Below are 13,563 nucleotides of genomic sequence, written 5' to 3' on the forward strand. Positions count from 1 at the left end.
GATGTCCGAGCCGCAAGCGGAGTTCGCGATCCGGGTCCACGATCTCGTGGTTGGTTTCGGCCGTCAGACCGTGCTCGACCATCTCTCGCTCGATGTCCGCCGCGGCGAGATTCTTGGGCTGGTGGGCGCATCTGGCGGCGGCAAGTCGGTGCTGATGCGTACCATTATCGGTCTTATCCCGCGTCGCAGCGGCACCATCGAAGTCATGGGACAGCCGATCGGCGGCCCGCATGATCGCAGCCGCGCAGCGACATGGGGCATCCTTTTCCAGCAGGGCGCGCTGTTCTCCTCGCTGACCGTCAGGCAGAACGTGCAATTTCCGCTTCGCGAAAATCTCGTGTTGTCACAGGAGCTGATGGACGAGATCGCGATCGCCAAGCTCGAGATGGTTGGGTTGCGCGCCCAGGATGGCGACAAATATCCGTCCGAACTGTCGGGCGGAATGACCAAGCGCGTGGCGCTGGCGCGTGCGCTCGCGCTCGATCCACCGATCCTCTTCCTCGACGAGCCGACCTCCGGTCTCGATCCGATCGCCGCGGGCGATTTCGATGCGTTGATCCGGACGTTGCAAAAGACTCTCGGGCTCACCGTCTTCATGGTGACCCATGATCTCGCAAGCCTCACCACGGTTTGCGACCGTGTCGCCGCGCTTGCCGATGGCAGGATCGTGGCGATCGGCCCGATGCGCGACCTGCTGCAATCCGAGCATCCCTGGGTGCGGGCCTATTTCCACGGCAAGCGCTCGCAGATGCTGCAACCACAGATGAGATGAGACATGGAAACCCGCGCTCCCTACGTGTTGATCGGCACCTTCGTGCTGGCCGCGATCCTCGCGGTTTTCGGCTTCGTCTATTGGCTGAACAACAGCGGTGGGATTGGCCCGCGCACCAGTTACCATGTGCAATTCCAGGGGCCGGTGCCGGGTCTTCTGGTCGGTGCCGGCGTGCTGTTCAACGGCATCCGCGTCGGGGAGGTGGCCCAGCTTGGCCTTGCGCCCGACAATCCGCGCTTCGTCAACGCGACGATCTCGGTCGCTTCGGCAACGCCGGTGCGCGCCGACACCAAGGTCGGGCTTGATTTCCAGGGGCTCACGGGCGTGCCGGTCGTGACGCTGGAGGGCGGCATGATCCTCGCGAAGTCTGGCGAGCCCCTGACTTTGATCGCCGAGGCTGGCGCGGGCCAGAGCATGACGCAGGCGGCGCGCGGCGCGCTGCGGCGCGTTGATTCCGTGCTTGAGGACAATTCCGGCCCACTTAAGGACACCATCGCCAATTTCAGGACGTTTTCGGACGGCCTTGCGCGCAACGCAGGTAAGATCGACGGCATCCTGGCGGGCCTCGAAAAAATGACCGGCGGCGGCGCGCCTGCACAGAAGATCACCTATGATCTCCGCACGCCGCAAGATCTCGGACAGGTCGGAAAGACACTCTCGGCATCGCTGGCCATTCCCGAACCGACCGCGGTGGCGATGCTTCAGACGCAGCGCATGCTGTTCTCGCCGGTTGGCGACATCAAAGGCTTCGCTGACTTCCTGTGGGCCGACAGCATTCCAAAGCTGGTGCAGGCGCGGCTGATCGATGGCTTCGAGAATTACGATATCGCGCATGCTCCGTTGCGGACGGCGGACTTAGGGCAGGCGGAATATCAGCTTCTAATCGACATTAGGCGTTTCCGCATTGCCACCGAGGGGGAGCCGCGGGTCGAAATCGGGCTGTCGGCACGGATTGTCGACAAGAATGGCAAGGCGATCGCATCCCGCCTGGTCGAGACCAGCGAGAAGCTGGACAAGGTTGAGCCAGCTGCCGCGGTTACGGCGTTCGACGCAGCTTTCGCACGGATCGCAAGAGAGCTGATCGGCTGGACGGTGCAGGCGGTGTGATGCTTCCGGAGCTACTCGAGCGTCTTGAGATAGGACAGCAGGTCATGGATCTGCTCAGGCTCGAGCTCGAAGGCGGGCATGTCGGCGTGACCGGTATAGATACCTTCGGCGAGCGCTTCCTCGAGGGAATCGATCGCGTAGCGCTGGTGCAAGGTCCTGAACGGCGGAGCGATCTTGAGCGGGCTTTCCGAGCGACGGTCGATCGCGTGGCAGCGCGCGCAATTGGCGCGCGCGTAGGCCTTGCCGCGCTGTTCGGCGGTCGGCGCGGCGAGCGCGGGAGTGATCAGGAACAGCCCAATCAGGCCGTGGCGCAGCGCGGTCTGCAGCATGGAAATCGGTCCCATTGAACTCTCAAGGCAGAATAGGGCTGGGTTGGGCGTCAAATTTGATCTGGGTCAATCGGCTCTGGCCGGTTGCAGTAAAATGCAGTCAGCGCGGTGGACCTCTGTCAGGTTCGGAGACTCGGAGACGCCTGGAGCGGTGGATGAAGGCTTCCATGACGATGATTGAGCCAAACGGTCATTTTTGCAGCGACTGCGCGGTCCGCGGCATCGCGGTTTGTGCGTCACTGGACCCGGCTGAACTCAAGGAATTCGAGCATCTCGGGCGCCGCGTTCATTTCGGGGCGGGAGAGACAGTGTTTTCCGAGGAGGATATCACGACCTCATTCTACAACCTTCTCGAAGGGGTGATGCGGCTATACAAGCTGCTGCCTGACGGTCGCCGGCAGATCGTGGGCTTTGCGTTGCCCGGCGATTTCCTGGGGATGAATACCTCCGGGCGCCACAATTTTTCGGCCGATGCGATCGGTGCCGTGACCGTGTGCCAATTCGCCAAGGCACCGTTCGGCCGCTTCATGGAAGGCCGCCCGCATCTGCTGAAGCGAATCAACGAGCTGGCGATTCGCGAGCTGAGCCAGGCGCGCGACCACATGGTTCTGCTCGGTCGTCGCTCGGCGGATGAAAAGGTCGCGACCTTTCTGCTCGGCTGGCGGGAGCGACTGGTCTCGCTCAAGGGCTCGTCGAATACGGTCCCTTTGCCGATGAGCCGGCAGGACATTGCGGATTATCTTGGTCTGACCATCGAAACCGTCAGCCGTACCTTCACTAAGCTGGAACGACACGGGGCGATCGAGATCATCCATGGCGGAATCAGTTTGCGCGACCCCGCTCGGGTCGAGGCCTTGGCCGCGGCGTGAATCCCGCCCGTGCCGGGGGCCCTCGCTGATTTTTGATCCGGATCAATGACGTCATTCGCGCCTCGCCAATAATGCCCCAAACAAAGTCCGGGAGGGCATAATGCCGACTGACGCGCTGCTGGTGACCATGGCCGTTGTGGCCGTCTTTGTCGCATTTGCTTGGGCGCTGGCCTGGGCGGACCGACAGACCAGTGCTGGCGGGCACAGTTCGGATACCAAGCGCTGAAGTTCCCGAGATCATTTGGATGCGCCTCCCACGGTGGCGGTCGTCCTGCTCCGCCGTGCTCGCGCTCTATGGTGATCTGCCGTCTCTGCAACTTTGCATGGTCTGAAGCGCGCCGGCGCACCCTGCAGGTGCGAATTAGTGGTGCCACCGCGGCATTTTAAGGGCAGTTGCATCAAACTGTCCCGTGCTTTCCGGTTGAAAAGACCGGCAACACTGACTACGCAGGAACTCCAGCGCTCGCAGTCTCAGGAGTCCCGGCGTGCCTCAGGACAAGACCGGCGACCCCCGGCAGTCGTCGGGTAACAAACTGTTGGTCCTGCGCAAGCATCCGATCTTTGCGGATCTGGAGCCGGACGCGCTCGATCAACTCTGCCGCTATGCCAAGCATACCACGGTCAAGCGCGGAGCGACGATCGCCGCCAAGGGCGACCCCGGAAACAATCTGTTCGCTGTGATCACTGGAACGGTGAAAATTTCCTCCTCGTCGCCCGATGGTCGCAACGCCATTCTCAATTTGATCGGTCCCGGAGAGATCTTCGGCGAGATCGCGGTGCTCGATGGTGCGCCACGGTCGGCCGATGCGACTGCCAACACCAATTGCGAGCTCTACATCATCGACCGCCGCGACTTTCTCCCGTTTGTGAAGAGTCAGCCGGCGCTGGCGATGAAATTCATCGAATTGCTCTGCGCACGGCTGCGCTGGACCAGCCAGCAGGTCGAGCAAGTGATCTTGCAGAATCTGCCGGGCCGGCTCGCGAGCGCATTGCTTGGCCTCACCGAGGAGCGCAAGTTCGATTCCGGCAGCGGCACCCTCGCGATCACCCAGCAGGAGATCAGCGAAATGGTGGGGATGACACGAGAGAGCATCAACAAGCAATTGCGTGCGTGGGCCGGCCGTAACTGGGTGCGCCTCGAGCACGGTGCCATCGTCGTGCTCGACACCGATGCGCTGCGCGAGTTAGCCGAGAGCGGCCTCGACGGCGAGTGACTTTCCCGCCGTCAAGTGACGCACCGGCGCGATCAGCTCAGTGCAGGATGTGACGCGGCAGCCAGAGCGAGATCTCGGGCAGGTAGGTGACGAGCATCAGCACGAACAGCATGACGCCGTAGAACGGCCAGATCTTGCGCATGACCTCTTCCAGCGAGACCTTGCCGACGGCGCAGCCGACGAACAGGATCGCGCCGACGGGCGGATGGCACAGGCCGATGCCGAGATTGAGCAGCATGATCATGCCGAAGTGCACGGGATCGACGCCGAAATTCTGCATCACTGGCAGCAGGATCGGCGTGGCGATGAGGATCGACGGCGCCATGTCGAGCAATGTGCCAAGCAGCAGCAAGAGGACGTTGAGCAGCAACAGGATGACGTATTTGTTGCTGGAGATCGACAGGAAGAACGCCGTCATCTTCGCCGGCATCTGTGTCAGCGCCATGATGTAGCCGACGGCGGAAGCGCAGGCGATCAGCGTCATCACCATCGCGACGGTACGCAAGGTCCGATGCAGCAGCACCGGCAGGTCGCGCCATTTGTAGTCGCGGTAGACGAACATGGTGACGAAGAACGCCCAGATGCAGGCGACCGCGCCGGCTTCGATCGCCGTGAAGATGCCGCCCAGAATGCCGCCGAGGATGATGACGAGCGTGATCAGGCCCCAGGCCGCATCGATCGTGATCTTGATGGCATCCTTGGCCGGCACGGTGCGGCCCTGCGGATGACCTTCACGATAGGCGATCACCAGGCACAGCATGATCAGCGAGAAGCCGATCAGCAGTCCTGGGAAGACGCCCGCCATGAACAGTGCGCTGATCGAGATCGTGCCGCCGGTGGCAAGCGAATAGAGCACCGCATTGTGGCTTGGCGGCACCAGCAGCGCCTGTACCGAGGAGGAGATGGTGAGGTTGGTGGCGAACACGCGCGGATAGCCGTTCTTTTCCATCTGCGGGATCATCACCGAGCCGATCGCCGACGTATCGGCCACGGCCGAGCCGGAGATGCCGCTGAGGAAGGTCGTCGCCAGCACGTTGACGATCGACAGTCCGCCGCGCAGGCGGGTCAAGCCGACCAGCACGTCGGCAAAGGCAACCAGTCGCCGCGCCATGCCGCCTTCGGCCATGATGGCGCCGGCGAGCACGAAGAACGGGATTGTCAGCATCGCCACTTTGCTGACGCCGTCCGAGATCTTCAGCATCAAGGCTTCCAGCGGAATGCCGACCGACAGCGCGCCGGCGATTGCTGCCATCGCCAGCGAATAGGCGATCGGCATGCCGATCAGGAAGCACACGATCATCGTGCCGAGGAGGATGAAGATGTCCATTGCGGTGACTCCCGGCTCACTCGAAGGGGGCGGTTTCGGAATGCTTGCCGATCGGGTCGGGCGGCGCGCCGAGGAAAATCCGTTCGATCACGAACAGGAGCAGACAGAGGCCGCCGATCGGAATCGGCAGATAGGTGACACCGACCGAGAGCGAGGGGAAGTCGGCAATGCTGTTGTGCCAGGTGACCTCGACCAGTCGCTCGCCCCAGATCACCATGAACAGAGCGATCAGCGCCATCAGCAGCTGGACCAGAATGTCCGTCGCCCGTTGCAGCAGCGGAGGCAGCTTCTTGGCGAAATAGCCGACGCTCATATGCAGGTTAAGCCGATAGCCGGCGGCTGCACCGATGAAGGTCAAAACGATCGTCAGCAGCACCGCCATTGGCTCCGGCCACGAAGCCGCGCTGTTGAGTACGTACCGCGTGAACACCGCCCACGGGATCACCGCGGAGATCAACACCAGTGCGATGCAGCCGACGATCACGCACAACAGGTAGAGAAAGTCCATCGCTCGGCGAAACAGTGCGGCCATCCTCGTTTCCTGCTCTGGTGGTTCGAATTGTGAAGGCCAAAGCGCGATGAGTGATCGTCGCGCTTTGGCTCTGTTTGAGAAAGCTCAGAGCGCCTGGATGCGCTGGATCATCGCCTGGTATTTCGGGCCATACTTGTCCCAGACCGGCTTGACCGCATCCTGGAATGGCTTCTTGTCGGCGATCTCCACGATCTCGCAGCCGGCGGCCTTGGCTTTCTCCATCGCCGTCGTCTCATACTTCTTCCAGAGCTCACGCTCCTCGAGCTGGGCTTCGCGGGCGAACTTCTTGATCAGCGCCTGGTCGTCGGCGGACAGCGCGGTCCAGGACCGCTTGGAGAAGCACAGGATCTCGGGAATGATCAGGTGCTCGGTCAGCGAGTAGTATTTCGCCGCGGTGTAGTGGTTGCTGAACACGTAGCTCGGCGGGTTGTTCTCGGCGCCATCGATCACGCCAGTCTGGAGCGATGAGAACACCTGGTCGTAGCCCATCGCGATGCCGTTGCCGCCAAGCGCGTTGACCATGTCGATGAAGATCGGGTTGCCGATCACGCGAAGCTTCAGGCCGTGAATGTCGGCGATCGATTTGATCGGGTGTTTGGTGTTGTAGAAGCTGCGCGCACCGGAATCCATCCAGCACAAACCGACCAGATTGGCGTTCGGGCTGGCCGTAATCTTGTCGAGCAGTTCCTGGCCGATCTCGCCGTCCATCATCTTCCAGGATTGGGCCACGTTCTTGAACAGGAACGGCATGTTGACGACGTTGATGTCGTCGACGATCGGGCCGACCGCGCCGGCGCTGACGCGCAGCATCTGAATCGCGCCGATCTGGGTCTGCTCGATCGTCTCCTTTTCGGCGCCGAGTTGCGCGGAGGGATAGGTCTGGATCGAGAGGCGCCCCTGCGTCGCCTCGGCGAGCTTCTTGCCCATGCTTTCGACGGCGGCAACCGTCGGATAGCCGACCGGCTGCACGTCGGCAGCCTTGAACACGGCCTTGGTCTGGGCGCGGGCCGGAGAGATCGGAGCAAGCGAGGCTGCTCCAAGGCCTGCACCTAGTCCTGCACTCAGTTTGATGAAATCACGGCGTCTCATGGTAGTCCTCCCTCATTGCTTCTTCGGTGTGTGTCGTCGTCGACCGGAGATACGGTCATTCCGTGCTCGCGAAAAACTCCGGATTGGTATGTTGCGTCTCCGAGATGTCGCGGAGCAGCCGGTCGAGATGCCGCTCCATCGCAATCCCCGCACGTTGCGGATCGCGCGCCTCGATCGCCGCGAGGATCGGCTCGTGCTCGGCAATTACCTGCGTCATGCGTCCGGTGACCGGCAGCGTCAGTTGGCGATAGCGATCGACATGCACCTTCACATGCAGGATCAGCGTCCAGATTCCGGGGTGTCTGGCGACGTCGGCGATGGTGGCGTGGAAAAGCTCGTCGGCCTGGTGAAATGCAACCCGGTCCCCGGCCTCATCCGCCTCGCGCTGACGTTCCACGATCGAGCGCAATTGCAGAACCTGGCTTGTCGTCGCGCGTTCGGCCGCGAGCCGCGCCGTCGTCTCTTCCAGGGCCTTGCGGATGATGATGGCCTCAGGCAGGGCGGCGAGCGGGATGCGGGAAACAAAGATTCCTGATTGCGGGAAAACGTCCAGCAGGCCCTCGTCGGAGAGCTTCAGGATCGCTTCGCGCACGGGCGTGCGGCTGACGCCATAGCTGAGCGCGATCTCCGATTCCGAAACCACTTCGCCGGGCCTGCGCCGCATTGTCACCAATTCGCTGCGCAGCTCACTGTAGATGCGCGACGAAGCCGTCGCCCGCTGCGGTGGCCTGCCGCGGCGAGGACTGGTCATGGCTGAAGCCGAGGCCTCAGTTTTCTTCGTCGAGCGGACGGGCATGCGTGCTCAGTAAATTGATATATTAGTATACGAGGCGAACGTCGCGAAGATCAACTAGGAGATTAGGAGGGGGTGTCTCTGCTGCATTGCAGCAGGAAGCGGCCTTCTCGAGCCGAAAGCCGCGCGCGAGATTTCTCTGGCGACCATGATGGATCTGTCCGCGCTCAAGCGCCCCTCCTTGAATCCATTTCCCCGTTGGCCTTCGTAAGGGCGCGCGGAGTGGGGAGTCCAAGTTGAAGCGAGCATCGATCGATGCCGTTTTTGGATTGATGCGTCTGCTGTCGGGTGTACGAACGAACCCCGACCTCTCGTATCCCGACCATTTGGTGCGCAACGAGCAGCTAGGCTGCAAACAAGAAAAGGACGTGACCGTGACTGACTATCGCAAGCTCTTCGATCTCACCGGCAAGACCGCCGTGGTGCTCGGCGCCGCATCGGGCATCGGCAAATCGTCCGCCGAGGCGCTGGCGGGGCTCGGTGCCCGCGTCGTCTGCGCCGATCGTGCGTTGGACGCGGCCGAGGCGACCGCTGCTGGCATTCGCGACAAGAGCGGCTGGGCCGAGGCGGCAAGTTGCGATGCTTCGAGCGCTGCAGACGTCAATGCGCTGGCCAAGATCGTGATGCAGAAGTTTTCGCGGCTCGACGTCGCGGTGACGACGCCCGGGCTCAACATTCGCAAGACGATCCTCGACTACACCGAGGAGGATCTCGACCGCGTCCTGAACCTCAACGTCAAGGGCACGGTCTGGTTCTTCCAGGCGTTCGGCCGCATCATGGTCGAGCAGAAGGGCGGCAGCATCATCGCCTGTTCCTCGGTGCGCGCGGTGACTATCGAGCCGGGCCTCGGAATCTACGGCTCGACCAAGGCGGCGATCGGTTTGCTGGTGAAGGGCTTTGCCTCCGAGGTCGGCCATGCCGGCGTGCGCGTCAACGCGATCGCGCCGAGCATCGTCGAGACGGCGCTGACCAGCCCATTCAAGCAGCGGCCCGACATCTACAAGCTCTATGCCGGCCACACCGTGTTCAACCGCTGGAGCAGCGCCGACGAAGTCGCCACGGCCGTTGCCTATCTCGCCTCGGATGCCGCAAGCTATGTCAGCGGCAGCACGCTGTTCGTCGACGGCGGCTGGACCGGAGTTGATGGCCCGCCGACCGGTCTCACCCAATTGCACAAATAGGATTCGGATCTAACCGGCAAAACCCATGCGCTGGCGCAGGTCTCTCTGGTCTGCACCGGTCAGCAGCGCGATCAGCGCCGCCGCTTCCTTAGGGTGCACCGCCCGCGTGGCGATGCCGGCTGTGTACGTCGTCACCAGCTCGCATCCCGGCGGCAGCGCACCCGATAGCGCAATGCCGCCGGTCGCGATGATCTCGGTCGCCTGGGTGCATCCGATCGGCCGCATTGCCGTGGACGTCGCCAGCTCGCGCATCGCTGTGGCACCGTTCGGAAATATCCTCAAGCGCGACGCGACCTCGTAGGCGATGCCGAGTTGATCCAGCACCTTTGCAACGTGCTGGCCGGCAGTCGAGGCCTTGGTGTCAGGAACGTAAATGGCATCCGCCGAGCGCAGGACGTCGCGGAGATCAACCTCCGTCTTCACGGTCACTTTGGGATCGCGGCTGCGGACGGCGAGGGCGGTCTCCACGCGGCCGATATCCGCGACTGAGGAGGGGAAGACAAGTTTCTCGGCGGCAAGCTTGCCAAGAAGGGTCTGCGTCAGGATCACGAGATCCGCCGGCGCGCTTGCGCGCAGCTTGTCCGCCATCATGCCGACAGCGCCGAATTCGCCGTCGATGCCGAAGCCGGTCTGAGCCTTGAAGGCCTCGGCAAGGCCGCGCACCAGGCCTTGCGCCGCACCGCCGCTCAAAATGTTCACTGTCGTCACGATGCAAGCTCCATGGCTGCGATGATCCTGTCCCGCGTGATCGGCAGGTCGCGGATGCGCAGGCCGAGACAATCATGAACCGCATTCGCGATCGCTGCCGTCACCGGGCCGTGCGCAGCCTCGCCCGCGCCGACCGGCTCGATCTCCGGTCGCTGGATGATCTCGACATCCACCGTCGGGACCTCGCTGAAGGTCAGGATCGGGTAGTCCGTCCACGAGGTGGTGGTGATGTGCGTGCGATCGAAGCGGACGCGCTCCTTCAGCACCCAGCTCGTCGCCTGGATCGCGCCACCTTCGATCTGGTTCATGACGCCATCCGGATTGATGGCTTCGCCCACGTCGACCGCAAGCGTCAGCCGCGCCACGCGGATGTCGTCGGCGCCTTCGACCTCGGCGATCGCGGCGCAATAGGCGCCGGTGTTCTTGTAGCGGGCAAAGCCGACGCCGTGGCCGATGCCGGATCGTCTTTCAGGCTTCCATCCCGCGCGTCGTGCCACGGCACGGATCACATCCGTCGCTCGCTCGTCGCGGAGATGTCGCAGGCGGAATGCGATCGGGTCTTCACCGCGTAAACCCGCGATCTCGTCGATCAGGGATTCGATCGCGAACACGTTTCCTTGCGCACCGAGGGTCCGCAGCGCCGAGGTGCGCACCGGCATGGTCAGGAGGCGATGGCTGGTGATGGTCCAGGCCGGGAGATCGTAGAGCGGAACGGCGTTGCGGTCGCTGCCGCCACCATTGGCGGGCGGCGGATTCGTCGAGATCATGCGCGGATAGGGATTAGCAATTTCGCTTGCGGCCAACAGTGCGGGCTGGGCCGCGCGCCCAGGCCGTGCCGTATGACCATTGCTCCAGATCGCATGACGCCAGCCGACGATTTCGTTGTCAGCATCGAGATCGGCCTCGATCTCGATGGCCATCGCGGCACCAAACGGCGCGTGGGACATCTCGTCGTGGCGCGACCACTGCACCCGCACCGGACGGCCGCCGGCGGCCTTCGCCAGCAGCGCGGCATCGAGTGCGACGTCATCGGCGGCATTGTGTCCGTAGCAGCCGGCGCCTTCCATGTGCTCGACGACGATGTTCTCGGCCGGCAGTTTGAGCACGATTGCGAGATCCGCGCGGAGCAGATAGATGCCCTGGCTGTGCGTCCAGACATGGATAAGGTTGTCATCCCACTGCGCCATCGCGCAGGACGGCGCGATCGAGGCATGTGCGATGTAGGGGCGGGTGTATTGCCGCCGGAGCGTACGCGTAGCATTTATGGTGACTGCTGCCCTGGTGTCGATGACGGTGGTCTCGACCGGCTGGCCTCGCAGGAAGCCCGCCAGATCGTTCTCATCCGGCAGCGGCTCCCCCGACGACCAAGTCGCGCCCTTGCGCAGGGCTTTCAGCGCGGCTTCAGCCGCAGCCTCGCTGTCGGCAACGACGCCGGCAAAGTCGCTGTCGCGGACGATCGCGATGAGCCCGGAAACGCTGCGCGCGAGCGCCTCGTCGAGGGCGATCAGTCGCGCACGCGAGACGTCAGGCCGCAGCACACGCCCATGCGCCAGCCCGGGCAGCGCATGATCATGAATGAAGCGCGGCCGCGCGAACACCTTGTCGGGAATGTCGACGCGCTGGATGGAACGCCCGGCGACGCTGCGTGTGGCGGCGGACTTGGCGATTGTGCCAGGCGTTGCATCGTGATCGAGCGAGACGTCTCCCGCGAGCTCCCAATAGCTGGTCGTGACATTGCCGGGGCCGGAGATCATGCCATCCTCGACACCGAGCAGGGCTGGATCGACGCCAAGCCGTTCCGATGCCGCTGCGAGAAAACGCTGGCGGACCTCGGCACAGGCGTGGCGCAGCGCGCGGCCGGATTGCTGGATCGACAGGCTGCCCGAGGTGACGCCTTCGTTCGGGCTCACCGCCGTCGAGGCGCGGATCATCTCGATGCGGCCGATCTCGACGTCGAGCTCGTCCGCGGCGATCTGCGCCAGCGCCGTGACGACGCCTTGGCCGATCTCGACCTTGCCGGGCAAGATTGCGACGCGGCCATCGGTGGTGAACCGTACCCAAGACGACAGTCTTGGGTTGGCGATCAGGCTGTGCGGCAGTTTCGGACCAGGAGGCGGCGCGCTCATGACGTTGCGATCTCCGATGCCGCGCGCAGCACGGCGCGGACCATGCGGTTATGCGACCCGCAGCGACACAGATTGCGATCGAGCGCCGCTCTGACCTCCGCCTCCGTCGGCGACGGATTGCGCTTCAGCAGCGCTGCCGCGCTGATCAGGATGCCCGAGACGCAATAGCCGCATTGCATCGCCTGGTTCGAGATGAAAGCGCGTTGCAGCGGATGCGGTTGCTCGACCGTCCCGAGACCCTCAAGTGTAACGACGGCCTTGTCCGCCACCGACCACATCGGCCTATCGCAAGACGCCGTTGCCTGGCCGTCGACCATCACGCAACAGGCTCCGCATTCGCCGGCGCCGCAGCCAAAATGCGCAGCTGTGATGCCGAGCCGGCCACGCAGCACGTCGAGCAGCGTCTGGTCCGGATCGGTATCCACGGACACCGCAGCGCCGTTGAGCTGGAATTGAATGGTGGGCATGACCCGCGAAAGCATCAGGACTTGTTGAACTTCTTGACGACGTCGGCCCATTTCGCGATGTCGCCGCGCAGGAATTTGTCAAACTCCTCCGATGTCATCGACATCGGCACGGCACCTTGCTCCGTCCAGAGCTTGACGATGTCGGGCCGCTTCACCATCGCGTTGACGGCCGAGTTGAGCTTGTCGATGACCGGCTTCGGCGTGCCTGCTGGCGCCATCAGGCCGAGCCAGATCGTCGCCTCGTAGCCGGGAACGCCGGCCTCGCCGGCGGTCGGCACGTTCGGCAGCACCGTGGAGCGTTGCTGGCCGGTGGTCGCGAGCGCGCGGACCTGGTTCTCGCCGATGTTCGGCGCCATCGCCGGCACCGCATCGATCATCATCTGCACCTGCCCCCCGATCACGCCGCTGCGGGCCTCGCCGCTGTTGCGGTAAGGGACGTGGACGACATCGATGCCAGCCATCGCTTTGAACAGCTCGCCGGCCATGTGATAGGGCGTACCCTGGCCTGATGAAGCGTAGTTCAACTTGCCGGGCTGCGCCTTGGCGAGTGCGATGAACTCGGCAAGCGTCTTCGCCGGGACTTGCGGGGTTACCACGATGACGAGATCGGAATAGTTCACCGGCGCGATCGGCGCGAGGTCGCGCATCAGATCGTATTTGCGCTGCTCTGGCGTCAGCAGCGATTCATTCGCGGTCTGGGTGTTGGACATCATCAGCAAGGTGTAGCCGTCGGCCGGCGATTTCGCCGCCTCGACGGTGCCGATGACGCCGCCGGCGCCGGTGCGGTTCTCGACCACGAAGGGCTGGCCAAAGCGCTCCTGGAGCGCCTGGCCGATGAGCCGTGCTGCGACGTCGGCGGGCCCGCCGGCACCGAACGGCACGACGATGCGGACGGCGTGCGCGGGATAATCCTGCGCCGGGGATGAGCTTGCGGAGAATGCAGCGAGCAGGCCGGCGGCTAGCGCCAGCGAAATGTGTCGGGCCGTCACACCAACCTCCCCAAATTCGTTTTTGTTTGATGGCACTGTAGAGGGAGTGGAGGCGGACTG

Annotated in this window: 15 protein-coding genes; 6 read left to right on the forward strand and 9 right to left on the reverse strand. The window is 63.5% G+C overall.

What is annotated here, in order from left to right:
* Nucleotide 1 precedes the first annotated feature (1 nt).
* Together XH91_RS11220 and XH91_RS11225 are read left to right on the forward strand one after the other, a co-directional pair.
* Nucleotides 2-772, forward strand: a complete 771-nt coding sequence (locus tag XH91_RS11220; RefSeq protein WP_164934123.1) for an ABC transporter ATP-binding protein — start codon at nt 2-4, stop codon at nt 770-772.
* Between the two features lie 3 nt (nt 773-775).
* A complete protein-coding gene (locus tag XH91_RS11225) occupies nt 776-1,879 on the forward strand; it encodes an ABC-type transport auxiliary lipoprotein family protein (protein WP_128950659.1) in 1,104 nt (367 codons plus the stop codon).
* Nucleotides 1,880-1,890: 11 nt separating this feature from the next.
* On the opposite strand, the gene XH91_RS11230 is transcribed toward XH91_RS11225, so the two are convergent.
* Nucleotides 1,891-2,208, reverse strand: a complete 318-nt coding sequence (locus tag XH91_RS11230) for a c-type cytochrome (protein WP_128954805.1) — start codon at nt 2,206-2,208, stop codon at nt 1,891-1,893.
* Between the two features lie 155 nt (nt 2,209-2,363).
* Between XH91_RS11230 and XH91_RS11235 the strand changes: the two genes are divergently transcribed.
* The 3 genes from XH91_RS11235 to XH91_RS11240 all read left to right on the forward strand — a co-directional run bounded on the left by XH91_RS11235 (nt 2,364) and on the right by XH91_RS11240 (nt 4,291).
* Nucleotides 2,364-3,077: a Crp/Fnr family transcriptional regulator gene (locus XH91_RS11235; RefSeq protein WP_128950660.1), complete on the forward strand. Its 714-nt coding sequence runs from the start codon at nt 2,364-2,366 to the stop codon at nt 3,075-3,077.
* A 100-nt stretch (nt 3,078-3,177) separates the two neighbouring features.
* The gene (locus XH91_RS39875; RefSeq protein ID WP_283817325.1) at nt 3,178-3,303 is read left to right on the forward strand and encodes a hypothetical protein; all 126 of its coding nucleotides are present in this window, start codon (nt 3,178-3,180) and stop codon (nt 3,301-3,303) included.
* 259 nt (nt 3,304-3,562) lie between these two features.
* Nucleotides 3,563-4,291, forward strand: a complete 729-nt coding sequence (locus XH91_RS11240) for a Crp/Fnr family transcriptional regulator (protein ID WP_128950661.1) — start codon at nt 3,563-3,565, stop codon at nt 4,289-4,291.
* 37 nt (nt 4,292-4,328) lie between these two features.
* Here the strand turns inward: XH91_RS11240 and XH91_RS11245 are convergent, their stop codons facing one another.
* From XH91_RS11245 to XH91_RS11260, 4 genes are all read right to left on the reverse strand, one after another.
* Nucleotides 4,329-5,618 (reverse strand): TRAP transporter large permease, encoded by a 1,290-nt coding sequence (locus XH91_RS11245; RefSeq protein ID WP_128950662.1) that lies wholly within the window; start codon nt 5,616-5,618, stop codon nt 4,329-4,331.
* A 16-nt stretch (nt 5,619-5,634) separates the two neighbouring features.
* Complete coding sequence (locus tag XH91_RS11250) at nt 5,635-6,150, reverse strand: TRAP transporter small permease (protein WP_128950663.1); 516 nt, start codon at nt 6,148-6,150, stop codon at nt 5,635-5,637.
* An 84-nt stretch (nt 6,151-6,234) separates the two neighbouring features.
* Nucleotides 6,235-7,239 carry a TRAP transporter substrate-binding protein gene (locus XH91_RS11255; RefSeq protein ID WP_128950664.1) on the reverse strand — a complete coding sequence of 335 codons (1,005 nt, stop codon included), beginning with the start codon at nt 7,237-7,239 and terminating at the stop codon, nt 6,235-6,237.
* Between the two features lie 55 nt (nt 7,240-7,294).
* Nucleotides 7,295-8,035, reverse strand: coding sequence for a GntR family transcriptional regulator (locus XH91_RS11260; RefSeq protein ID WP_430648546.1), 741 nt, complete (start codon nt 8,033-8,035; stop codon nt 7,295-7,297).
* 371 nt (nt 8,036-8,406) lie between these two features.
* Between XH91_RS11260 and XH91_RS11265 the strand changes: the two genes are divergently transcribed.
* Nucleotides 8,407-9,213 (forward strand): SDR family NAD(P)-dependent oxidoreductase, encoded by an 807-nt coding sequence (locus XH91_RS11265; RefSeq protein WP_128950665.1) that lies wholly within the window; start codon nt 8,407-8,409, stop codon nt 9,211-9,213.
* A gap of 9 nt (nt 9,214-9,222) precedes the next feature.
* Here XH91_RS11265 and XH91_RS11270 read toward each other — a convergent pair whose 3' ends face one another.
* The 4 genes from XH91_RS11270 to XH91_RS11285 are packed head-to-tail and all read right to left on the reverse strand — an operon-like array spanning nt 9,223 to nt 13,503.
* The gene (locus XH91_RS11270; RefSeq protein WP_128950666.1) at nt 9,223-9,921 is read right to left on the reverse strand and encodes a molybdate ABC transporter substrate-binding protein; all 699 of its coding nucleotides are present in this window, start codon (nt 9,919-9,921) and stop codon (nt 9,223-9,225) included.
* Nucleotides 9,918-12,047 carry a xanthine dehydrogenase family protein molybdopterin-binding subunit gene (locus tag XH91_RS11275; protein WP_128950667.1) on the reverse strand — a complete coding sequence of 710 codons (2,130 nt, stop codon included), beginning with the start codon at nt 12,045-12,047 and terminating at the stop codon, nt 9,918-9,920. The genes XH91_RS11270 and XH91_RS11275 overlap by 4 nt, the downstream gene beginning before the upstream one ends.
* Nucleotides 12,044-12,514, reverse strand: coding sequence for a (2Fe-2S)-binding protein (locus XH91_RS11280; RefSeq protein WP_128950668.1), 471 nt, complete (start codon nt 12,512-12,514; stop codon nt 12,044-12,046). Before XH91_RS11280 ends, XH91_RS11275 begins: the two co-directional genes overlap by 4 nt.
* Before the next feature lie 14 nt (nt 12,515-12,528).
* Complete coding sequence (locus XH91_RS11285; protein ID WP_128950669.1) at nt 12,529-13,503, reverse strand: tripartite tricarboxylate transporter substrate binding protein; 975 nt, start codon at nt 13,501-13,503, stop codon at nt 12,529-12,531.
* Nucleotides 13,504-13,563 lie beyond the last annotated feature (60 nt).

It is taken from the genome of Bradyrhizobium guangzhouense, assembly GCF_004114955.1.
Classification (GTDB): domain Bacteria; phylum Pseudomonadota; class Alphaproteobacteria; order Rhizobiales; family Xanthobacteraceae; genus Bradyrhizobium; species Bradyrhizobium guangzhouense.

Excerpts from the sequence above, each read along its gene's own strand:
- XH91_RS11220 (WP_164934123.1), top strand. The coding sequence starts at position 2 with ATGTCCGAGCCGCAAGCGGAGTTCGCGATCCGGGTCCACGATCTCGTG.
- XH91_RS11225 (WP_128950659.1), top strand. The coding sequence starts at position 776 with ATGGAAACCCGCGCTCCCTACGTGTTGATCGGCACCTTCGTGCTGGCC.
- XH91_RS11230 (WP_128954805.1), bottom strand. The coding sequence starts at position 2,208 with ATGCTGCAGACCGCGCTGCGCCACGGCCTGATTGGGCTGTTCCTGATC.
- XH91_RS11235 (WP_128950660.1), top strand. The coding sequence starts at position 2,364 with ATGAAGGCTTCCATGACGATGATTGAGCCAAACGGTCATTTTTGCAGC.
- XH91_RS39875 (WP_283817325.1), top strand. The coding sequence starts at position 3,178 with ATGCCGACTGACGCGCTGCTGGTGACCATGGCCGTTGTGGCCGTCTTT.
- XH91_RS11245 (WP_128950662.1), bottom strand. The coding sequence starts at position 5,618 with ATGGACATCTTCATCCTCCTCGGCACGATGATCGTGTGCTTCCTGATC.
- XH91_RS11250 (WP_128950663.1), bottom strand. The coding sequence starts at position 6,150 with ATGGCCGCACTGTTTCGCCGAGCGATGGACTTTCTCTACCTGTTGTGC.
- XH91_RS11255 (WP_128950664.1), bottom strand. The coding sequence starts at position 7,239 with ATGAGACGCCGTGATTTCATCAAACTGAGTGCAGGACTAGGTGCAGGC.
- XH91_RS11260 (WP_430648546.1), bottom strand. The coding sequence starts at position 8,035 with ATGCCCGTCCGCTCGACGAAGAAAACTGAGGCCTCGGCTTCAGCCATG.
- XH91_RS11275 (WP_128950667.1), bottom strand. The coding sequence starts at position 12,047 with ATGAGCGCGCCGCCTCCTGGTCCGAAACTGCCGCACAGCCTGATCGCC.
- XH91_RS11280 (WP_128950668.1), bottom strand. The coding sequence starts at position 12,514 with ATGCCCACCATTCAATTCCAGCTCAACGGCGCTGCGGTGTCCGTGGAT.